17 protein-coding genes and 1 pseudogene are annotated in these 21574 nt (G+C 58.8%); 7 read left to right on the forward strand and 11 right to left on the reverse strand.

Features of this window, described 5'->3' with window-relative positions:
- Nucleotides 1-8 precede the first annotated feature (8 nt).
- From CKV99_RS00660 to CKV99_RS00690, 7 genes are all read right to left on the reverse strand, one after another.
- Nucleotides 9-398: a monovalent cation/H(+) antiporter subunit G gene (locus tag CKV99_RS00660; protein ID WP_408607566.1), complete on the reverse strand. Its 390-nt coding sequence runs from the start codon at nt 396-398 to the stop codon at nt 9-11.
- Nucleotides 399-408: 10 nt separating this feature from the next.
- The gene (locus CKV99_RS00665) at nt 409-684 is read right to left on the reverse strand and encodes a monovalent cation/H+ antiporter complex subunit F (protein ID WP_092259894.1); all 276 of its coding nucleotides are present in this window, start codon (nt 682-684) and stop codon (nt 409-411) included.
- Entirely contained in the window at nt 685-1194 is a 510-nt protein-coding gene (locus CKV99_RS00670) for a Na+/H+ antiporter subunit E (protein WP_092259896.1), read from the reverse strand.
- A gap of 2 nt (nt 1195-1196) precedes the next feature.
- The gene (locus tag CKV99_RS00675; protein ID WP_092259898.1) at nt 1197-3029 is read right to left on the reverse strand and encodes a Na+/H+ antiporter subunit D; all 1833 of its coding nucleotides are present in this window, start codon (nt 3027-3029) and stop codon (nt 1197-1199) included.
- On the reverse strand, nt 3022-3513 hold the full coding sequence (locus CKV99_RS00680; protein WP_092259900.1) for a Na(+)/H(+) antiporter subunit C: 492 nt from the start codon (nt 3511-3513) through the stop codon (nt 3022-3024). Before CKV99_RS00680 ends, CKV99_RS00675 begins: the two co-directional genes overlap by 8 nt.
- Entirely contained in the window at nt 3514-6531 is a 3018-nt protein-coding gene (locus CKV99_RS00685; RefSeq protein WP_092259978.1) for a Na+/H+ antiporter subunit A, read from the reverse strand. It abuts the gene before it with no gap.
- Nucleotides 6532-6857: 326 nt separating this feature from the next.
- Nucleotides 6858-8183: a dipeptidase gene (locus tag CKV99_RS00690; protein WP_092259902.1), complete on the reverse strand. Its 1326-nt coding sequence runs from the start codon at nt 8181-8183 to the stop codon at nt 6858-6860.
- A 196-nt stretch (nt 8184-8379) separates the two neighbouring features.
- Here CKV99_RS00690 and groL point away from each other — a divergent pair, with 196 nt between their 5' ends.
- The 3 genes from groL to CKV99_RS14525 all read left to right on the forward strand — a co-directional run bounded on the left by groL (nt 8380) and on the right by CKV99_RS14525 (nt 10917).
- On the forward strand, nt 8380-10017 hold the full coding sequence (gene groL, locus CKV99_RS00695; RefSeq protein ID WP_092259904.1) for a chaperonin GroEL: 1638 nt from the start codon (nt 8380-8382) through the stop codon (nt 10015-10017).
- Between the two features lie 449 nt (nt 10018-10466).
- A complete protein-coding gene (locus CKV99_RS00700) occupies nt 10467-10685 on the forward strand; it encodes a PorH family porin (protein WP_092259906.1) in 219 nt (72 codons plus the stop codon).
- A 100-nt stretch (nt 10686-10785) separates the two neighbouring features.
- The gene (locus CKV99_RS14525; RefSeq protein ID WP_197697201.1) at nt 10786-10917 is read left to right on the forward strand and encodes a porin; all 132 of its coding nucleotides are present in this window, start codon (nt 10786-10788) and stop codon (nt 10915-10917) included.
- A gap of 108 nt (nt 10918-11025) precedes the next feature.
- Here the strand turns inward: CKV99_RS14525 and CKV99_RS00705 are convergent, their stop codons facing one another.
- Complete coding sequence (locus CKV99_RS00705) at nt 11026-11481, reverse strand: hypothetical protein (RefSeq protein ID WP_092259908.1); 456 nt, start codon at nt 11479-11481, stop codon at nt 11026-11028.
- Nucleotides 11482-11642: 161 nt separating this feature from the next.
- On the opposite strand from CKV99_RS00705, the gene ppk2 reads away from it, so the two are divergent.
- The 4 genes from ppk2 (at nt 11643) to CKV99_RS00725 (ending at nt 16039) form a co-directional block, all read left to right on the forward strand.
- The gene (gene ppk2, locus CKV99_RS00710) at nt 11643-12542 is read left to right on the forward strand and encodes a polyphosphate kinase 2 (RefSeq protein WP_092259910.1); all 900 of its coding nucleotides are present in this window, start codon (nt 11643-11645) and stop codon (nt 12540-12542) included.
- Complete coding sequence (locus tag CKV99_RS00715) at nt 12535-13290, forward strand: enoyl-CoA hydratase-related protein (protein WP_092259912.1); 756 nt, start codon at nt 12535-12537, stop codon at nt 13288-13290. The genes ppk2 and CKV99_RS00715 overlap by 8 nt, the downstream gene beginning before the upstream one ends.
- 101 nt (nt 13291-13391) lie before the next feature.
- Nucleotides 13392-14657 carry an alpha/beta hydrolase gene (locus CKV99_RS00720; RefSeq protein WP_092259914.1) on the forward strand — a complete coding sequence of 422 codons (1266 nt, stop codon included), beginning with the start codon at nt 13392-13394 and terminating at the stop codon, nt 14655-14657.
- A 158-nt stretch (nt 14658-14815) separates the two neighbouring features.
- The gene (locus CKV99_RS00725; protein ID WP_092259916.1) at nt 14816-16039 is read left to right on the forward strand and encodes an alpha/beta hydrolase; all 1224 of its coding nucleotides are present in this window, start codon (nt 14816-14818) and stop codon (nt 16037-16039) included.
- Between the two features lie 143 nt (nt 16040-16182).
- Here CKV99_RS00725 and CKV99_RS00730 read toward each other — a convergent pair whose 3' ends face one another.
- The 3 genes and pseudogenes from CKV99_RS00730 to CKV99_RS00740 form a co-directional block, all read right to left on the reverse strand.
- Nucleotides 16183-20070 (reverse strand): Pls/PosA family non-ribosomal peptide synthetase, encoded by a 3888-nt coding sequence (locus tag CKV99_RS00730; protein ID WP_092259918.1) that lies wholly within the window; start codon nt 20068-20070, stop codon nt 16183-16185.
- Nucleotides 20070-20513, reverse strand: a complete 444-nt coding sequence (locus tag CKV99_RS00735; protein WP_177178131.1) for a MarR family winged helix-turn-helix transcriptional regulator — start codon at nt 20511-20513, stop codon at nt 20070-20072. Before CKV99_RS00735 ends, CKV99_RS00730 begins: the two co-directional genes overlap by 1 nt.
- A 485-nt stretch (nt 20514-20998) precedes the next feature.
- A pseudogene (locus CKV99_RS00740) lies at nt 20999-21441 on the reverse strand (ATP-binding protein); the annotation flags it as partial.
- Nucleotides 21442-21574 lie beyond the last annotated feature (133 nt).

Genomic DNA, 21574 nt, shown 5'->3' on the forward strand with positions numbered 1-21574 from the left:
GCGCGACCCTACCCCTTTTTGGCGCGGCGGGGACGGTGGTCGGCGGGGGCGTCGTTACGCGACATGGCCTTTTTCGAGCCGTAGAGCGCTTCTCGACGCGACACGCGCCCCAAGCGTTGTGCTGTGACCGGGTTGGTCATGAGCGCAAAGAGGATAAGAAGGACGAGCACGCCGATGTCGGATTTTTCGGCGGGGCCAAACTCGGGGGAGCCAGTCAGCCGCAATATAGTGCCGATGACCATGAGGATCAGGCCGGTGGTCTGCGGTTTGGTGATGGCGTGGATGCGGCTCATGGTGTCTTTGAACCGGATCACGCCCACGGCCGCGGAGAACACGAGGAATGAGCCTGAAATGATCAGGATCAGAGAAATAATGTCGGCAATGAGTGCGTAGGTGATGTCGGGCATGTTAGGAACCATCCCTCTTCCGGAAGCGTGCGACAGACAGGGAACCGATGAAGCCGAGCAGAGCAATCACGATCATGGCGTTGGCCACGGTGGTATCTAGAGTCCAGCAGATGTAGGTGGCCAGCGCGCATTGGAGCATTGCGACGACACCGTCCATGCCGAGCATGCGGTCCATGGAGTCGGGGCCGACCATGATGCGCCAGGTCATGATGAAGAACCCGGCTGTGAGGAAAATGGCTGCGATTAGTAGGAATGAGTTGTACAGTTCGGGATCCATTTATAGTCCCCTTTCGAAGATGGCCAGCATGCGACGTTCCAAGGTGGCCACGTTTTCAATTTCGCGGTCGATGTCTTCTTGGTCGTCGGCGTCGAGCACGTGAATCGTCCACATGCGGTTGGCGATATCGATATCGCTGACTGATCCGCCCGGCTGCAGGTTATATGCTGATGTGGCGAAGTACAGGACCAGCTCATTTGATACGCGCATAGGTACTTGCAGGATGGCGGTCTTCGGCGGATCCTGCGGACGGATCGCCAACCACGACACCTTCACGGAGGCGACGATCAGCTCGGCGACCCAGGTGAATACGAAACGGATTGCCGCAGGCCAGTAGATGCGGAAGTTGTCCATCGGCATGGCTGGCAGGGGCAGGAGCATAACGACGAGGAATCCTACCGCGAGGCCCCCAAAGAAGTTCGCCCAGGAGATCTCTCCCATGAGCAGAATCCACATTACTGTGATCCACACTATGAACGAGGGGCGGAAGCGGTTACGTAGTCCGGTCATGGCTAGCGGGTCACCTCCTCGGTGGCGGCGGGCAGCGGGATGGGTTCTGTTGTTACACCAGACATGGTCGGGGTTTCTTCCGTGCGGGTTTCCAGCGGCACACCCGGAGTGTGGCTTTCGACGATCCCCGGCACCGGCTCTGGCAGTTCATGTTTGCGCTGGCGGAGAGTGTCGGTGCCGTCGTCGAGGCGCACCTGGTCAATATTGCGGGTGGGGTTGTCGGCCCGGTCGCCCAGCACCGCTGTGCGGTAAATGTTCACGTCTTGTGCGGATTCAGCCGCGCGGCCGGTGACGCCCGAAATGGGGCCAGCCAGCACTGTCACAGACAACGAGGCGATCACGAGCGTGGCTGTGGACCCAACCATGCCGAAGGGCAGGCGGCCTACATCGCCGCGCTCTTTGAGCGTGACCGTGTCGGTGACGTCCACTAAGGGGGAGGGTTGGGCGTCGACAAGCTCGCCCTCGGGCGCGTCTTTGCGGTCGCGCCAGAAGCCCTTCGACCAGACCAACACCATGACGTAGAGGGTGAGCAATGAGGTGACCACCGCGCCGCCGATGAGCACCCACGATAACCACGAGCCTTCGTTGGCACCAGCTTCAAGCAATAGGATCTTGCCGAGGAAGCCGGAAAATGGTGGGATACCGCCCAGGTTGATCGCGGGGATGAAGTACAAGATGGCGATCACCGGCGCGGTGTACAGCAGCGATCCGAGGCGGCGCAGTGATGACGTGCCGGCCTGGCGCTCAATAAGCCCCACCACGAGGAACAGGCTGGTTTGCACCAGAATGTGGTGCACGGCGTAGAAGATCGCGCCTGATAAACCTTGCGCAGACCCCAGGGCGATCCCGAAGATCATGTAGCCGATGTGGCTGACCAGGGTAAATGATAGTAATCGTTTGATATCGTTTTGTGCCAGCGCACCCAAAATACCCACGATCATCGTGGCCAATGCCACCCACATTAACAATGTGTCCAGGGAACCGTCGGTAAACACCGCCGAGCGCATCCGAATGATCGAATACACGCCCACCTTCGTCAGCAAGCCCGCGAACACGGCGGTGACCAGCGACGGCGCGGTGGGGTAGGAGTCTGGCAACCAGGCATCAAGCGGGAATACAGCTGCCTTGATTCCGAAGGCTACCAGCAGGGTTGCAAAGATCGCGGTGCGGGTACCGTCTGGAATATCTTCCATGCGTAAGCTCACTTGCGCCATATTTACTGTGCCGACGGCGGCGTAAATGCCGGCCAGGGCGAACAGGAAAATCATCGACGACAGCATGGATACCATCACGTAGCCGATGCCGGCGCGCACACGGTCCGGTGAGGCACCCAAGGTCAGCAGCACATACGACGCCACGAGGAATACCTCGAAGCCCACATACAGGTTGAACAGGTCGCCGGCGAGGAATGAGAGGTTCACACCCATCGTCAGCAGCATGTACACCGGCAGGAATACGGCAACAGGTTCTTCCTCTGTGCCGTCGCGGATACCCTGCGCGATCGCGTACCACATCACACAGAACAACACGATGGCTGAGACGAACAGCATCATCGTCGATAAGCGGTCAGCGACCAGCGTGATGCCGATCGGCGCGTCCCAACCGCCCAACTGGAGGGTCTGGATGCCTTCAAAGTCAGTGACCAGAATCATCGACCCGTTGAGCACCATCAGCACTATCAGCGTGATGATCGCGATAGCGCGCTGGATATTAGCGTGCTTGCCGACGAGCAATGCCAAAGCTGCTGCGATCGCTGGAAGCAGGATCGGCAAAGGGATCAGATAGGGCATATGCGGCATGATGGCGTCGACGTATTGAGCAGCAACACTAGTCATCGTCGGCCTCCGTCACTGGGTCTTCAAACGAACGCGGGCCGAAGGAGTCACCCTCGGCGGTCAGGCGCCCGGTTTCTGGGTCATCGGAGGCGTCGTGGTCCGGTGCCGCCGATGCGGTCGCCGGGCGCGCAGCAATTGCCTGGTCCTCCGTGTCATCCTCGATGATGTCGGCCGTCCGGTAACGATACTGGCGGTACGCCAACGCGAGGATGAATGCGGTCATCGCCATCGAAATCACAATGGCAGTCAAGATCATGGCTTGAGCCAGTGGATCCGCGATCTGCTCGCCGTAAATTTCCGAGTCGCGGTTCATGATCGGTGGGGAACCAGCCGAGCCACCCGCCTGCAAAATCAGCAGGTTTGCGCCGTTGCCGATGAGCAGGATGCCCATGAGCATGCGCGTCATCGCACGATCCAGCATCAGGTAGGTTCCGCAGGCAATCATCGTGCCCGAGGCAAGGATCAGAAAGAGATTGGCTTCCATTTACTTCTCCTCGCTTTCCATCGTGGCAACCGTGCTGCCAGCGGTATCTAAGCTTGTGTTGGGTGTCGAGCCTGGCGCGTTGTGGTGTGCAGAGACGTGCTCCTGGAGCTGCTGTTTGCGCATCTCTTGTTCGCGGCGCCGGAACTCCGCCTTGCGCTTCATGGAACGAACACGGTCGCGTGCACGCTGCTTGCGCACCTCTTCCTCCTGGTCCAGGTGGCCGCCCATGGAGGTGAGGATGTGCAGGATGAGGCCGACAACGATGAGGTAGACGCCGGCGTCGAAAAGCAAAGCCGACGGGATGGCGATCTCGCCGATCAGCGGAAGCGTCAGTTGCGCGAAATCCGAGGTCAGCGGTGGCTGGCCACGGAACATCGGGACCACGGCGGCGATCGACGACACAATCAAGCCCGTGCCCAAAATTTTTGCTGGGTCGATCGGCAGGGTTTCCTCCAGCTCGTCGCGGCCACCCGCGAGGTAACGCAGCGTAATCGCAAGCGCAGCCACAAGCCCACCCGCGAAGCCACCACCCGGGGCGTTATGGCCCGCGAAGAAGAAGTACAGCGAGAGCGCCACCATCGATGGGAAGAGGACACGGGTGACCACATCCACCATCAGCGAGCGGTTCTGGGCCTTTTCTGAGTCCACGTCGGCGGCAAGCCAGCGTCGAGAAGTGGTGGACAAAGTGGGGCGTCGCGACGGGCGCACGAACGAGCGGGTGCGGAAGATCAGGCTGGCCACACCTGTTGCGGCGATTACCAGCACGGAAATCTCGCCGAAGGTATCCCAGGCACGCAGGTCCACCAGCAAAACGTTCACCGTATTGGCGCCGTGGCCGATTTCGTAGGCCAAGTCCGGCATGAAATCTGAGATCGGGCGGTGGGTGCGCGCAGAGATGGCAAAGACTGCCATGATCGACACCGATAAGCCCACAGCCACCGACAGCCACGCACGGAAGCGATTGTCCTGGTGATGGCGCGGTTCGATCTGGGTGGGCATCTTGCGCAGCACCAGCATGAACACCACCATGACAATTGTTTCAACCAGAGTTTGGGTCAGAGCAAGATCAGGTGCACCGTGCAGCGCGAAGATAAACGCCAGTGAGTAGCCAGTCATGCCCACGGCGATGATGCCTGAGAGGCGGTTTTCCATCTGCGTGGCAGAAAACGCCATGACAATAATGATGATCGACGCGATCGCCTGCCAGGGAGTGTCCCACAGCACCATGCGAATATCGGTGCGCTCACCCACGATCAGTGAAATCAGTGGCACCAGGATAAGCACACTAAAGATCACGCCCAAGTTGATGGTGAGGGAGCCACGCTGAGTCGAGGCGGTCAAGCGCAGCGAGAGCTGAGACAGGCCACGCAACGTGTTGTCGTACACGTCATCTGCTGAGCCCAGGGCAGGTTTTTCATCATAGAAGAACTGCAGCAAATCGCGCTTCCAGAACAACAGCGCACCCAAGGTAATAATCACCACGGTGAGCAGCAGCGGGATAGTGAACCCATGCCAGAGTGCCAGGTGTGCCGGCTCTGTTTCAGGGTAACGCACATTGAGGTGCGTGGTAATCGCGTGATCCAACCATCTCGGGAACAATCCGAAGAACACCGTCAGGGTAGTTAACACGGCAGGAGAGAACCACAACGATGGGCCGACCGGGTCCATGGTTTCCACCGCATTGGGCACTCCACTGGGAAGTTTCTTCGTCGAAAAGGCACCCCACAGAAAGTACAAAGAATAGGCCATGGTCAAGATGGAACCGACCACCACACCGAGCAGTAAGAGCTGGCCGGGCATGCCCACCAGCAGTGGCTCATTAAGTGCTGTGGTCAGGGCCGCTTCCTTCGCGATGAAGCCCAGCAGTGGAGGGATACCGGCCATGGAAGCCGCAGAAATGATCGCCAAAGCTGCGATCAACGGCTGCTTGCGCCCAAGCCCAGACAGCTCGCGGATGTCGCGCGTACCGGTAGTGTGGTCGATCGCGCCGACGGTCATAAACAAAGCGGCCTTAAAGAGGGAGTGGCTGAAGGTAAGCACGAGACCCGCTTGTAGTGCCTCCTCGGAACCAATGCCGATGATCGAAATGATAAAGCCGAGCTGGGACACCGTGCCGTAGGCCAGGATTAGCTTCAGGTCTTTCTGGCGCAGAGCCATCCACCCGCCCAGCAGCATGGTGAGCACGCCCAATGGAATCACTACGAGGTGCCAGGTGGCAATCGCGTTAAAGTCCGGCGCTAAGCGTGCGACCAGGTAAATACCCGCCTTCACCATGGCGGCCGAGTGCAGGTAGGCAGACACCGGGGTCGGTGCGGCCATCGCGCCGGGCAGCCAGAAGTGCATCGGGGCAATCGCCGACTTGGACAGTGCACCCGCCAGGATCAGGATGACAGCGGCGGTGGCATAGGGGGTTTGTCCCACAGCGTCAAACAGGGCCACCTCACTGAGGCGCCAGACACCAGTCTGACGGCCGAACAGGATAATGCCCACGAGCATGGCGAGACCACCGAGCGTGGTAACCATCAGGGCTTGGCCAGCAGCACGTCGCGACGACGCACGTTCGCCGTAGTACCCCACCAGCAGGAACGATAGTACCGACGTGATCTCCCAGAAGATGTACATCAGGAAGAAATTATCGGAGATGACCAGGCCGTACATTGCGGCGGCGAAACACACCATCTGGGCGCCAAACATAGACAAGCGCCGCGGGTTCGAGTCGAAGTATCCCCAGCAATATACAAGGACTAGGGCGCCGACGCCCAAGATAATCAAACTGAATAGTCCAGCGAGTGGGTCGAGGCGTAATTCGAGGTTGAGGTGTGCCGCAGGCATCCATTCGTAGGCGGCACGAATTTCCACACCCTGAGCGAAAGCCCCGGTGGTGAACAGGGTGACCATCCAGACGAAGCCGGCAGCTGGCACTAAAGCCAACAAACAGAAAGCAATCCGCCCCATCGCTCTGATGAGCAAGGGTGCCACAATCGTCGCGATGGCCAAGGCAACAAGCAGGGTGAGCACGTTGGGCAGCTCCTCTTGGTTTGCAGTGACGGACACGAACATCAAGCCGTGCTCAATCAACGCCCCTGCGTGCTGCCCCAGCGTCTACTTGCCCGACCTTGTTTTAGAACTCCGCATTGAGAACTCTTCGCGGAATTTCCAGACTACATAACGGCAACGGACGCTGTGTGGAACTGAGAAACACCCAAAACGGCGGCGTCAAAAGTGGCGCGGCCAACGTTTCTCACCTTACCCATAAAAAGTTCGATCCGCGAAGTGACTGTTTTATATAGGGCTAGTGCGCGCTCTGGCGCTCTTGCCAGCCCGCGCTAGCCCGCAGCAGTGATCTACTTCCCGTAGCGCTGCAAGAAACGTGCTTCGGCCACGGCGATGTGCTCGATCTCGGTGGGGTCGACGGATTCGTTAGGGGAGTGGATTGTGCACTGTGGCTCCTCTACGCCGAACAGGGCGATTTCTACCTCTGGGAACTGGTTCTGCAGCTTTGCGGTCAAAGGAATGGACCCGCCGGATCCGACTACGGCCAACTCGCTTACCCCATAGGTTTCCATCAGACATTGGCCCAGTAGTGCAGCTGCGGGCTTGTCGGGATCGGTCGAGAAAGGTTCGTTGACCTCGCTGGCCTCGAGGGTGACCTTCGCACCCCATGGCGCATGGTTTTCCAGGTGTGCCAGGAGCTTGTCGACGGTGTCTCGCACGTCCATCAGCGGTGGCACACGTAGGTTGAGCTGCGCCGACGCCGTGGCGGGTACCGCATTGACGGCCTCGGCAACCGGGGTGGAGGTAAACCCGATGACGGTGATGGCGGGGCGTGACCACACCATGTCGGCAGGTTCGTCCTCGACGGTGCCCATCAGTTGCACACCTTCTAGCACACCCGCATCCGCGCGGAATTGTGCGCGGTCATAGGGTTCGCCGTCCCATTTTTGGTCTGCTTCTACTCCGTCGATAGTGGTGCGGCCGTGTTCGTCGCGTAAGGAATCCAGGATGCGCATCAGCGCTGCGACGGCATCGGGGGCGGCACCGCCGAATTGGCCGGAGTGCACGCCTGCCTGCAAGGTGTCGACGGTGATGTTGACCTGCGCCCCGCCGCGCAACATGGTGGTGAGTGTTGGTACACCTACGGCGGCATTGCCGGAGTCGGCGATCAAGATGGCATCGGCGGCAAAAAGGTCGGGTTGGTCGTCGATAAGCGCTTCGAGCCCTTCGCCGCCTACTTCCTCGGAGCCTTCGACGACTACCTTGACACCGGCATCGAAGCCGCCGGCTTCCTTGGCTAGGCGCAGCGCTTCGAGGTGCATGACGAGGTTGCCTTTACAGTCTGCGGCTCCGCGCCCGTACCAGCGGCCGTCGCGTTCGGTCAGTGTGAATGGGTCGGTGGTCCAGGCGGCGCGGTCACCGGCGGGCACGACGTCGTAATGCGAATACAGCAGGACGGTTGGTGCGTCGCCGACGGCGTCTTTCGTGCCGATGATGGTTTTGGTTCCGTCGCTGGTGGCGTAGGCCGTGGTGTCGAGCCCAGCTTCAGTGAGCTTATCGACGACCCACTGGGCGGCGGCGGAGTGATCGTCGGCAAGCTCGGGCACTGAATGCACGGAATTGTAGGAGACGATCTGGGAAAGATTGGAAAATAGGAGTTCGCGATTAGGTTGCATAGGCCCAATTCTTGCACTCGTTGGCGCTGAGTGCTAGAAAAGGTGTTAGCACTTGAACGATCAGAGTGCTAAAAACTGATCACCGAGTGGGATGAGGCTGAAGAACACTCATCAGCCGTGCCGTCGCGGGCGCCTGCTTGGACACAGACGTAGAGTGTCGTCGCTTTTTCCACGATAAAGAGGAGCAACAAACACTATGGCAAAAATGATCGCATTCGACGAGGAAGCACGCCGCAGTCTCGAAGACGGCCTGAACACCCTGGCTGAAGCAGTCAAGGTCACCCTGGGCCCAAAGGGCCGCAACGTGGTCCTGGAGAAGTCCTGGGGCGCGCCGACCATTACTAATGACGGCGTTTCCATCGCGAAGGAAATCGATCTTGAGGATCCTTATGAGAAGATCGGCGCTGAGCTGGTCAAGGAAGTAGCCAAGAAGACCGACGATGTCGCCGGTGACGGCACCACCACCGCAACCGTTTTGGCCCAGGCGCTCGTGCGCGAGGGGCTGCGCAATGTTGCTGCAGGTTCCAACCCGATGGGCATCAAGCGTGGCATCGAGGCTGCAGTAGAAAAGGTCAACGCTGACCTGCTCGCAGCGGCAAAGGAAGTGGAATCCCAGGAGCAGATCGCTGCCACCGCTGGCATTTCCGCTGCCGACCCAGAAATTGGCGCGAAGATCGCCGAGGCAATGTACGCAGTGGGCAACGGCGAGGTGAACAAGGACTCCGTCATTACCGTGGAAGAGTCCAACACCTTCGGCGTAGACCTCGAAGTGACCGAGGGTATGCGCTTTGACAAGGGCTACATCTCTGCTTACTTCGCCACCGACATGGAGCGTGGCGAGGCAGTTCTGGAAGACCCCTACATCCTGCTGGTCTCCTCCAAGATCTCCAATGTGAAGGATCTGCTGCCCCTGCTGGAGCAGGTCATGCAGTCCGGCAAGCCTCTACTGATCATCGCTGAAGATGTTGAGGGCGAAGCACTGTCCACCCTGGTTGTGAACAAGATTCGCGGCACCTTCAAGTCCGTGGCTGTGAAGGCACCGGGCTTTGGTGATCGTCGTAAAGCAATGCTGCAGGATATGGCGGTGCTCACCGGCGGTCAGGTCATCGCAGAAGAGGTCGGCCTGTCGCTTGAGACCGCTGACCTTGGCCTGCTGGGCCAGGCCCGCAAGGTTGTGGTGACCAAGGATGAGACCACCATCGTTGACGGCGCTGGCAACAAGGAGCAGATCGACGGGCGCGTGAAGCAGATCCGCGCGGAGATCGAGCAGTCTGACTCTGACTATGACCGCGAGAAGCTGCAGGAACGCCTGGCCAAGCTGGCTGGCGGCGTTGCAGTGCTCAAGGTTGGTGCAGCAACCGAGGTTGAGCTGAAGGAGCGCAAGCACCGCATTGAGGACGCTGTGCGCAACGCTAAGGCAGCTGTTGAGGAAGGCATCCTGGCAGGCGGCGGCGTTGCTCTGCTGCAGGCTGCGAAGGGTCTTGAGGGCGATCTTGGCCTAGAAGGCGATGAGGCGACAGGTGTGAAGATCGTGCGCGAAGCACTGTCTGCACCACTGAAGCAGATCGCCCTGAACGCTGGCCTAGAGCCAGGCGTGGTGGCCGACAAGGTGGCAAACCTCCCAGATGGCGAGGGCCTGAACGCGGCAACCGGTGAGTACGTCAACATGATGGACTCCGGCATCAACGACCCAGCAAAGGTGACCCGCTCCGCTCTAGCGAACGCAGCATCCATCGCGGCACTGTTCCTGACCACTGAGGCTGTCGTTGCCGACAAGCCTGAGCCAGCAGGCGCAGCTGCACCAGACATGGGTGACATGGGCGGCATGATGTAGGACTTCGTCCTGCTGGATTGTGGCGTGCGCGGGCTTGCGTCTGCGCGTGAGCAATCTGCGCGTTACTATAAGCCCCGCTTTTCGACGAGTCACTCGCCGAGAAGCGGGGCTTCCCCCCTTTCGGGGGTGTGTGGATTTTCTTGGATCCCTCGGATTCGCGCTTCATCGTTTTTGGTGGCAATAGCGTTACAGGCAATGCGAGCTTTTAATGCAGAGTTAACTTAGCTGTGAATGTTTATGCTGGTAGAGCTAGTTGCCGATGTTCATTGAATTGAAGATTGGCAACAGATTGATAACGGCGAGATTAAGCCCGATTCAAAATTCCAGTTGGAATGGGGGTTGACCGGGCGAGAACTGTGGCACTATATTCTTCGGTGATGTCAACGGGCATCGCGTACTAGACAATTCGGGCCACCCTGAACAAGTGGCACCTTGCACAAGGAGACGTAATGGATCTTTCCGCAATCCAGGAAATTCTTGACAATCTTGCTACCTTCGGTGGCGCCATCGGTGACTTCCTCCAGAAGCCTGCTCAGATCCTGGGTCAGCTCTTCGGCTGGTTCGACGGCAAGGGTGCAGACATTGACGACCATGCCAATACCACCTCTTCTCTGCTTGGCTCCTCCGAGGCAGCTGGCAGCTCTAAGGAAGACGCGCCTGCTAAGTAAGTCCGCGCTAACTGTGGCCTGACGCGCGTTAGGCCCACCACATACATCAACTAACTTCGATGTGCCCAAACGTGCACATCACCTAATTAAGGAGTACAGCATGGCTGACGCATTTGAGACCTGGAACGCACTTTCCTCCACCGGCCTGGTTGGCGAATTCATCACTTTCTTCGAAAACGTTGGCAAGTGGTCAGGCGCAGCTTCCAAGCTGATCGGCCTGGCTAGCAAATAGCCTCTACGCTTAACGCGTAACCTTAAAACCCACCGCACGGTTCAGGTTGAACCGTGCGGTGGGTTTTAATTTTGCCAGTAATCCTGGGCGATGCTCGTTGTTCTTTAGCTACGGAAGTGTTGGCACTGATACCTGGGAGGACACTTCAGGTAGCTGACCTGGAGACGGGATCTGTGGCAACTGAATCGACGGCGCTGCGGGCAGATCAACAGCGGGCAGATCAATATACTGTGAACCTACAACCATCGCTCCTGCAACAACAACTGCGGTAATGATGCCAGCTGCGACGATGACGTCGGCGGTGGTGCCGTAAGGATGGTTATTCTCGCGGTCGTTCAGGTAGGAGCTTTTGACAATGTCGTTGGCGGTATCAATGGAGCTACGGATCTGTCCCTGGTCAAGGACGCCACTATCTTTGCCTGCCTTGAGGGATGAGCCGAACCCGCGCACGGAGCCTTCGTGTCCCTCCGCCAGATCATATTCTCGTGCTTGAGCGACGGGAAGGCTGCACAGCGTGGCGGCTGCTACGGTGGCGGCCAGGATGGAACGGTGGGTTGTTTTCAACTTGTGTTCTCCTTATGTAGATCGTAAAGGGATTCTTCAAGCTAAATATAAAAATGAGTTAAGTGCAACCTGAGGTAGAAAGATCTGGTGGCAAAGACCTGGTGGCAAAAAGATGCAGGCCGGTCGAGCGTTGGCCGGGCTGCGACTGTACCATTTGAGGTATGGCTGACCACAAGGATGACGAATTGCCGATGATCGATCTGGCCGCTACTGAAGGTTACACGGTCGACGATTCTGACGAGGATGACCCGGTCCTGCTGACCGCTGAGGGGAAACCTATTGAGACGTGGCGCGAGAATTACCCGTACGACGAGCGCATGAGCCGCGACGAGTATGAGCATACAAAGCGCCAGCTCCAAATCGAGCTACTAAAGTGGCAGAACTGGACCAAGGACACCGGTCAGCGCCACATCATCCTATTTGAAGGCCGCGATGCTGCGGGCAAGGGTGGCACCATCAAGCGTTTCAACGAGCACCTCAACCCTCGTGGCGCGCGCACCATAGCGCTGGAAAAGCCCACCTCGAAGGAGGCTACCCAGTGGTACTTCCAGCGCTATATTGAGCACTTTCCGTCTGCCGGTGAGATCATCTTCTTTGACCGGTCTTGGTACAACCGCTCCGGAGTCGAGCGTGTCATGGGCTTCTGTACTGAGTCGCAACACGCTGAGTTCCTGCGTGAGGTTCCCATGCTGGAGAACATGATTTTAGGCTCCGGCATTTCGCTGACAAAGTTCTGGTTCTCTGTCTCGCAGAAAGAGCAGCGCACCCGTTTCGCCATTCGTCAGGTAGATCCGGTCCGCCAGTGGAAGCTGTCCCCGATGGACTTGGCCAGCTTGGACAAGTGGGACGATTACACCCGCGCCAAGGAAGAACAGTTCCGTTATACCGACACCGATGAATCGCCGTGGGTGACTATCAAGTCGAATGACAAGAAGCGAGCACGCCTCAATGCGATGCGCTACATCTTGAGCAAGTTTGAGTACACGAACAAGGATCACGAGGTAGTTGGTGAGCCTGATCCGTTGATCGTGATGCGTGGACGCGAGCAGATCGGTGACTAAACTCGTCGAAATTACGCGTGACGACGACGCCGGCTGGATCTGGCGTGTGATAATGCGGCGTGCTGATAAACGCAATGCACTCAACGTGGAGATGTGCCAGCTACTCACCGGTGCGGTTGAGCGGTGCGTGGCGAATGGCGCACGGGTGATTGTTATCGCTGCGGAAGGCCCCGTTTTTAGTGCAGGAGCGGACCTTAACGAACCTGATTTTGCGGGCGAACTTTACCCTGAGTTGGAGAAGCTTTTTACCCACATTCAGCGATTACCGGTGCCAGTAATCGCCTTTATCGAAGGCCCTGCAATTGGGGCTGGCATGCTCTTGGCGATGGCCTGCGACCTGCGCGTTGCTGGACAGAGGCAAGAGATTTACTTTTCTCTGCCAGTGGCGAAGATGGCAATCGGCGTGGATGCTGCCAGCATACGCACCCTTGAACAGTTAATTGGCGGTTCGCGCGCACGGCAGATGCTCCTGGGGGCAGCTCCCTTGGACGTTAGTCAAGCGCACGAGTGCAGGTTTATCGTCGATAAGCGTGGCGACGAAGCGCTGGCCGAACTTGCTGGGAATGTTGCGCAGCTTGCTCCCCTGACCTTGCGTAACGTGAAAATGGAGTTCGCCCACGCCTGCGCCCGACCTTTTAGCAACGCAGAGCGTGACAAGGCGCGTGAGGCTGCGTGGAATTCCGCAGATCGCGGTGAAGTGGCCACAGCGAAACTTGAGCGACGACCGCCGACTTTTCGCGGGCGATAACGTGGCATAATGCAAAAAATAGGTATCCATGCCGTTAAATCGATATATTAATTGGCCACTAGTTATGTTTGAAACGAAAAGTTAGTTTATGATAGGGGGGCATGAAACCTATTAAACCTATCAAAACAGTTGGAATTGCAAGCATCCTTGCAGCAACCCTAGTGGCTGGCACCTTACCCGTTGCTACTGCAGAACCTTCCCCAAACAACCCAGATACGTCTCAGGCAGCGGAAGAGGGGCAGAGTAGTTCCTTAAGCTCCGAAGGCGGATTGTCCAGCGAAGATCGCATTCGATCCTTCATTGCGGGATCCAGCCAACTTCCTGGATCCTCGAAGTTTAGTTTGCAGGCCCTGCTCAGTTCCGTGGGGATGCCTGGCTCCAGCGCTTTCAAAGTGCCAGCCGGCATGCTGGAACCCCCAGCAAACTACCCGCACCCGATTGATGAGTCCATTACAGAAGTCAAACTGATCAATCGTGAAATCTCTCCACAATCAAGCAGTGCCGAACGGCGCAACATCGAGCGGTGGACGATTTCCTCGCCTTCCATGGGTCGCAATATCCTGGTGGACGTTCGGCCCGCGCAGAACCTTGATGAGGCCGCACCGATCGTCGTTCTGCTCGACGGTATTGAGGCCCCGATCCGGTCCGGCTGGCTGTACGGCCCCGGCGAAGAAGAGATTGATGAAACATTCGGCAACGAGAATGTCACACTCGTGTTCCCACTCGATGCGAACAGCAGCTGGTACGCCGACTGGGTAGAAGACGACCCGAAGTTGGGCCGCCACAAGTGGGAAACCTTCATTATGGAGGAAATGCTGCCCACCGTGGAAAGTGCCGAAGGGATTAACTTTAACGGCAAGCGTGCAATCGGTGGGCTCTCAATGGGCGCAACCGGTGCGATACACCTAGCGAATACTAACCCGGACAAGTTCGCAGCTACCTTCGGTATTTCCGGCTGCTACTCCACAAGCTCTGCGATAGGCAAGCAGATCATCACCTCGGTGCCTGAGTCCCGCGGGGGCAGTGTAGAAAATATGCTCGGCCCAGCAGGCTCAAAGAAGTGGAAGTTCCACGACACCGCAAGCAACCCCGAAGGCCTCCGCACGATGAAGGTGTACCTTTCCACGGCTGACGGTGGCATCGACTCGGTACCACCGATCGACGAAATGGACACCCAAACACTCCTGGTGGGATACGGCTTAGAAGTTGGTGTGAATGCCTGCACACGCGACCTGGATAAGTCCATGCGAGCCAAGGGGATGAACCACCACAAGGTGCACTACAAGGGCGTTGGGCGCCACAACTGGCGCAACTTTGAGGAAGAACTTCAGCCCGCTTGGGACCACATCCGTCCAGCGCTGTACTAGGTCTCCCGCCGATAAGCGTGGCGACGAGGCTCCGGCTGAGCTAGCTTCGACTGTTGCTGAGCTAGCTCCTTTCACCTCGGATCCTGAAGACGGCACCGTAGGTTAAATTTTGTTCATCTAAGTTACGGAATTGGCTGAGTTGGGTTCTAATACTTAGTATGAAATCACTTTTCACCGCCTCCTGTGCCGGGCTTATGGCACTCGCCCTGACCTTGGCTGCGGTTTCACCAGCTCACGCCCAGTCTAGCGAACCAAGCCTCTCCACCATCGGCTCCAGCCTGTCCAGTGAGGGCGGGTCAAGCCAAGCGTTTCGCGAAGCTATCGCCAACTCCAGCCAGCGTCCCGGCTCGTCGCTGCTTGCGATGCAGGCGGTGCTGAGTTCTGTCGGCCTGCCGGGCTCAAGTGCGCTGGGTATCCCGGACTCCTTCGTGACGCCACCTGAGGGCTGGCCCTACCCATTCGACGACACCATCACCGAGGTTAAGCTGCTCAACCGTGAAATCTCTCCACAATCGTCAAGTGCGGAGCGACGCCGCATTGAGCGGTGGACGGTGGCGTCGCCGTCGATGGGCAGGACTATGCTTGTCGACGTCCGCCCCGCCGCCAACCCGACAGGCCCGATCGTCGTTATGCTCGACGGGGTCGAGGCCCCCATTCGCTCCGGTTGGCTCTACGGCCCCGGCGAGGAAGAGATTGACGAGACCTTCGGTGATGAAAATGTCACCCTCGTATTCCCTCTCGACGCCAACGGCACATGGTACGTAGACTGGGCTGAGGATGATCCGGTGCTCGGCCGCCAGCAGTGGGAGACTTTCATCATGGCCGAGCTGCTCCCGCTGGTCGAAGCGCAGCCAGACATCTACTTCAACGGAAAACGCGCCATCGGTGGTTTATCGATGGGGGCGACAGCTGCGGTGCACCTGGCCGCGACCTACCCCGAGCTTTTCGACGCCACGTTCGGCATCTCCGGGTGCTATTCGACACTGGACCCCATTGGATACCAAATCACCAGCACTGTTGTGGAATCGCGCGGTGGCACGGTGGAGAACATGTACGGGCCTTATGGCTCTAAGCGGTGGCACCGCCACAACACCGTGGCACATCCAGAGGGCTTAGCGACGATGCCGGTTTACCTCTCTGCAGCTGACGGGGGCATCTCGCCTGTGCCATCTGAGCAGGACACCTCCACCGAAGATCTCGCAATCGGCTACATTCTAGAAAACGGTGTGCTGGAATGCACCCGCGATCTTGATAAGGCCATGCGAGCCAAGGGGATGAACCACCACAAGGTGCACTACAAGGGCGATGGACGCCACAACTGGCGCAACTTTGAACAAGAACTCCAGCCCGCCTGGGATCACATCCGCCCAGCGTTGTTTTAGTGCTGCGCCTCACTGCTACCGGACACTAGGCTCGCCCGTTTACTTAATGTAGTAACTTTAAGGGGAGTTATTGGCCGGACAGGTGAGTGGTTGGGTGTGCGCACCATCAGGATTGGAATTCTTTCTGGCGAGTAGATTTTGTGCTACATCCGCGGCTCGATGGGGTTGCCTTGCCACACGGTGCCGGCAGGCACCTGGTCGCCGCGCATCATCAGCGAACCCGGCCACACGGTGGCACCGTCGCCGACCGATGATGCCGGTAGCGCAACCGAATGCGCGGCTAACGTCGCACCCGCACCGATCTCCACGGTGTCCAGGCTCATCACACGGTCCTGAAACAGGTGCGTTTGCACCACGGTGCCGGGGCCGACAGTAGCGGCGTCGCCGACATAACACAGGTCTGTTTCGGGGAACCAGTAGGACTCTATCCACGCGCCACGCCCAATCTTCACACCAAGTGCCCGTAGTGCCACATTGAGCTCACCGGCACCGGAGGTGGGGTTTAAGAAATATGGTGCTGCGACGGCTTCGACGAAGGCGTCCTGCAGCTCATTGAGCCACACGAACCAGCTGAATAGCGGGTGGTCGCCGGCGCGGTGCGTGCCGACGCACACCCACTTCACAACTACTGTGATTGCCATCGCGAGCAGACCGGCCGCCATGAGGATGAGTCCGCCGAATGCGAATGGTGCCCACGTGCCTACAGCTTGGAGGAGGTAGTGGAACCCGCCGGCAATCGCGGCGGCGATCAGCGCGAAAGTCATCGGTGCGAGCAGGCGCATCGTTTCCACCAGGCCACGGGCGAACTTCAAACCCAGCGACGGGGCATACGTGCGTGCCTCACCAGCAGCATCTTCGACCTCGACGCGGCGCATCCGCTCCGGTGGGGACCCCCACCAGTTGGATCCAGCCTTCGCCTTCTTCGGCGTTGATGACAGCACGGCCACCAGCGAGTTCTTGGCAAGTTTGCGTCCCGGTGCGGTAATGCCGGAGTTACCCACGAAGGAGCGTTTACCTACGGTGGTATCGCCGGTCATCATCCAGCCGCCGCCGAGTTCGTAGCCGCCGATCATGGTGTCGTCGGCAAGAAAAGCGCCCTCTTTGACGTCCGACAGCGCTGGCACCATCACGGCAGTGGAGACCTCGGCGTTCTTGCCGATAGTTGCACCGAGGCTGCGCAGCCACAGCGGTGTGATCGCCCCGGCGTATAACGGGAATAGGCGGGTGCGGGCGTCATCCATCAGGCGGGTAATGGCCCACAGTCGCCAGCCGCCGAAGGAGCGCACGGCAGTGACACCGGGTTTGATGCCGATCTGTAGCACGCGCACACCGATCCAGGTGGCCACCATCGTGAAAACAAACATAGCCAGCCCTCCTAGTGGAGCAAACAACAGCGCACCGATATAGGGGTTGCTGCCCGTGGCTTCGGTCAGGCCAACGGTGACGGCTACCGCAACCGCCGCGGCTGCGACAGGCAGCAGCTCTAACGCGATCGAGGTCAACCCGTAGCTCCACACCCAGTACGAACGCCGCGGGGGTAACTCGTCGGGGAAGCGGTGCTTTGACCGGCCTACCTTTTTGGCTGGTGAACCGGACCAGCGCGCCCCCTTCTTTACCGGCTTGTCGCCGGTGACTGTTGATCCAGCTTCCACGTGGGCACGCGTTCCGACGACCGCACCTGGCAGCAGTGTGGAGCGCGCACCAATGCGCGCATTCTCACCAATGCTGATCTCGCCGACGTGCACCACATCGCCATCGACCCAATAGCCGCTTAAGTCCACTTCGGGTTCCACGGCCGCATGATTACCGAGCGTGAGTAGGCCGGTGACCGGTGGTAGGCAGTGTAAGTCCACACCTTTGCCCACCGTTGCGCCCAGCATGCGGGCGTAGTAGTTCACCCAGGTGGCACCCGAAATGGCCCGCGAGCCGGACGCGTCGGCCCAGCGCTCTGCCATCCAGATCCGCACGTGAGTGGCACCCCCTCGCGGATAGTCGCCAGGTGCAATCGAGCCTGTGAGCAGTCGCGCTCCCACCGCACCGATTGGCAAACGTCCAAGCGGGGTGGCAAACATGACAACTAGGCCCAGCACCAACCACCAGTTCGTGTGGACGGCCCAGCCAATGCCCAGCAGGTGCAGCACGTTGGAGACCACAAGCCACAGTGACACAAAGCTGGCTGCTTGTAGTGTCATCGCAGCGATATTGAACAGGGTTTGTGCGATACGTGTGCCACCACGAACTGGGGTGACGTCGCGGGTTTCGGCAGGGCGATCGTCGGCAAGCGACATGCCTGTGTCCGCGGCAATCCTGTCCACGGTTTCGGCCAGTTTCTCCAAACGTGGGTGATCATAGAGGTCGCGCACAGCCATGGTGGGGATTTTCTCGCGCACACGCCCCACCAGGGTCGCTGCGGCCAGCGAGGTGCCGCCGAGCTCGAAAAAGTCAGCATCCTTGTTGTCCACCGACACACCCAGCACGTCCACCCAGATCCCGGCCAGCCACGCCTCAGTCGGGGTCAAACCGGTGGCCTCCACACCCACACCAGGCAGTGGCCACGGCAACGCCTTCTTGTCCACCTTGCCGGAGGTAGTCACCGGCAGCTCATCCATCACACAGATGCGTGGGACCAGGGCTGCGGGCATTGTTTCACCCAGCTTGTTGTGTGCGGCCTCATGGTCGAACCCTTCCTCCGGGTTGTCCAGGGACACATAGCCCACCAGCACGGAGTCACCCGCGCCGGTCTTTTGCACAGCAACGGCCGAGTTATACACATTCGGCAGGGCCGCCACGTTGGCATCAACTTCACCAAGCTCAATGCGCCGGCCACCGATCTTGACCTGGTCGTCGACACGCCCCACAAAGTACAGGCCATCTTCCTCCAAGCGCACATGGTCGCCAGACCTGTAGGCGCGACTCACGTCAAGCGATTTAATCGGTGCGTACTTCTCCGCATCCTTTACCGGGTCAAGGTAGCGTGCCAGGCCGACCCCACCAATGATCAGCTCGCCGACCTTACCAACGCCCACCTGTTGATCGTGCTTATCGACGACCCACAGATCCCAACCATCCAACGGAAGGCCGATGCCCACTGGCTGGCCGGGGAAAAGTTGGGCAGCCGATGCCACCACGGTAGCTTCTGTGGGGCCATAGGTGTTCCACATTTCACGCTCGCTGGTGGCCAAACGGTCAACCAGCTCCTGGGAGCAGGCCTCACCACCCACGATAAGCAGGCGCACGTGATCCAAAGCCTCCGCAGGCCACAGGCCCGCCAGTGTGGGAACCGTGGACACGACGGTAATATCGCGGCGAATCAGCCACGGGCCTAAGTCCTGGCCAGAGCGCACAAGCGAACGCGGCGCGGGAACAAGGCATGCGCCTGAGCGCCACGCCAACCACATCTCCTCACAGCTGGCATCAAAAGCGACAGACAAGCCTGCAAGCACGCGGTCCTCGGGGCCAAGCGGGCCCTGGGGTGACTCGGCTAGAAAGAGCCGCGCCTCGGCATCGACGAAGGCAGCGGCACTACGGTGCTGGACTGCCACACCTTTCGGGGTGCCGGTAGAGCCAGAGGTGAAGATGATCCAGGCGTCGTCGTCAAGCGTGGGCAGATGGTCGCCCTGGCTGGTGGAAGTACCGGAGTCGTCGCCGTGGTCGTCGGAAAGCATGCGGAAGCCCTCGTCGTCGAAAAGCCCGTCGATGCGGGCCTCCGAAAAGACGAGTTCGGCGCGCTCATCCGGGTCATCGGCATCAACCGGCACATAGGCGGCACCGGCATAAAGCGTGGCCAGGATGGCGGTGTAGAGCTCGCGCGAACCGCTGGTCATGCGGATACCAATGCGGTCACCGCGACGGATGCCGTTGCGGTGCAGCTCGTTGGCCCACGCCTGAACCTCCTCGAGTAACTCGGCGTAGGTGATCACGTCACCGTCGTCGATCGCCGCCGCCTCCGGGTAGGTGGTAGCGGTGGCGACAAAAATGTCGATCAGAGTGCGTGGCGCAGGAGCTTTCTCACTGGCGAGAAACTGCTGCACTAGTCCTCGTCCTTGAGGATCGCCTTGGTCAGCTTCTTTAGGTGCTTGAGCTGCTTGGTGGTGGAAGCATCCAGGGCGCGGTCCTCGGCCGCAGTGACAAGTTCAGCAAGCTTGGCTTGGGCTTTCTTACCGTCTTTTGTTGGAGCGATGATCTGACGGCGCCGATCATCAGGGTCCCGCTCGCGGCTGGCCCAGCCGTGTTTTTCCAACGCGTCGATGAGGCGAACCATATCAGAGGCATCGATGGCCAGAGTGTCGGACAAGTGCGTTTGGCTGGCTGCGTCTTCCTCAACGATGCAGGTGAGCACCCAAAATTCACGCATATTGGTGTCCTGGCTTGCCAGGACGGCCTCAACCTCATCGCGGGTGCGGCGGCGCACGCGCTCAATCTGGAACGACGGGGAGGCCAGCAACGCTGGCGGTAAACTAAGCGACTGTGACATAGCCACAATGGTAAATGGCCATCGTTAGAAAATAAAACGATAGGTTGCTACCCATCAACTGTATAGCGTGGTGTTTTTAATGCAATAGGTGATGCGGAGTGGGCTCAGCGTAGCAACTCCACACCAGCACTACACCTTGATACAGCCCAGCTATTGGTCGCAGAACTAATGGTCGCGCGTGCTGCGGTCTACTAAACAAGGGCGAAATTGGTCCCGTTGCCCATATGATCTGGCAGTCTAAAGCGCACCCATATGCAACCCCCATTGAGGTTTCGGAGATGACTCAAAAGCTTTTTCGTTGCATGAGAGTTGAATTTAAAACGATAATTCTAATTCTTGCAAGTGTTATAAATTTACTGATTTATCGCGAGTTTTAGTCTCCGGCTGCCAGGAGCGGGTTGGTGGTACTGCGGTTCCGGTGAGACGGTACTGTCGGCTTCCGGGTTTGTGGTCGGCGCTGGGTGTTGATGTGGGGTTGTGGGGGGTTAGTCGCTGTCTTGGGCTGCTGCGGCCTGCTTTGCTAGATGCTTCCGCATGTCGAAATCGCCTATCTTGAGTCGACGTCCGTTGTTGAGCCTGCTGACGAGTGATTCCGCGCCGATGCGGCTAGGAAAGACTTTGACCCAGTAGGCGGCGGTTGATTGTGAGCAGATAATGGTCGGCAGTCGGCCATCTCGCTCGATTACGATCTTGGTCAGGTCTTCTTGTCCGCGCAGGTCCACGCTGATGGTGCAAAAGTCGTCGAGGATAAGAACATCGACGTTTGTTAATGTGCGCATCATTGCCTCGTACTGGTCGTCGCTGGGTGAATAGGCCGCTAGCTTGGCAACAAGCTGGTCGGGGCATAGATGTGCAGGTTGCTGGGATGCTCGCGCCAGTTAGTGGCCGCTAGGCGTTTGATCTGGCGTTCGCTAATTCCCCGGGCTTCCAGAATTCAGGTTAGAAGTGAAATCTAAAGGCATTGATGCCCATATGCGTGTCTCAGGCCAGGAGTTTTTCTTTCTCAAGGGGTCAAGAGTTATTGCGCAATGGCCCGAGATGAAAGACGAATGGTCAGCACG

The sequence above is a fragment of the Corynebacterium cystitidis genome (genome assembly GCF_900187295.1).
Lineage (GTDB): Bacteria > Actinomycetota > Actinomycetes > Mycobacteriales > Mycobacteriaceae > Corynebacterium > Corynebacterium cystitidis.

Excerpts from the sequence above, each read along its gene's own strand:
- CKV99_RS00665 (WP_092259894.1), bottom strand. The coding sequence starts at position 684 with ATGGATCCCGAACTGTACAACTCATTCCTACTAATCGCAGCCATTTTC.
- CKV99_RS00670 (WP_092259896.1), bottom strand. The coding sequence starts at position 1,194 with ATGACCGGACTACGTAACCGCTTCCGCCCCTCGTTCATAGTGTGGATC.
- CKV99_RS00675 (WP_092259898.1), bottom strand. The coding sequence starts at position 3,029 with ATGACTAGTGTTGCTGCTCAATACGTCGACGCCATCATGCCGCATATG.
- CKV99_RS00680 (WP_092259900.1), bottom strand. The coding sequence starts at position 3,513 with ATGGAAGCCAATCTCTTTCTGATCCTTGCCTCGGGCACGATGATTGCC.
- CKV99_RS00690 (WP_092259902.1), bottom strand. The coding sequence starts at position 8,183 with ATGCAACCTAATCGCGAACTCCTATTTTCCAATCTTTCCCAGATCGTC.
- groL (WP_092259904.1), top strand. The coding sequence starts at position 8,380 with ATGGCAAAAATGATCGCATTCGACGAGGAAGCACGCCGCAGTCTCGAA.
- CKV99_RS00700 (WP_092259906.1), top strand. The coding sequence starts at position 10,467 with ATGGATCTTTCCGCAATCCAGGAAATTCTTGACAATCTTGCTACCTTC.
- CKV99_RS14525 (WP_197697201.1), top strand. The coding sequence starts at position 10,786 with ATGGCTGACGCATTTGAGACCTGGAACGCACTTTCCTCCACCGGCCTG.
- ppk2 (WP_092259910.1), top strand. The coding sequence starts at position 11,643 with ATGGCTGACCACAAGGATGACGAATTGCCGATGATCGATCTGGCCGCT.
- CKV99_RS00720 (WP_092259914.1), top strand. The coding sequence starts at position 13,392 with ATGAAACCTATTAAACCTATCAAAACAGTTGGAATTGCAAGCATCCTT.
- CKV99_RS00725 (WP_092259916.1), top strand. The coding sequence starts at position 14,816 with ATGAAATCACTTTTCACCGCCTCCTGTGCCGGGCTTATGGCACTCGCC.
- CKV99_RS00735 (WP_177178131.1), bottom strand. The coding sequence starts at position 20,513 with ATGTCACAGTCGCTTAGTTTACCGCCAGCGTTGCTGGCCTCCCCGTCG.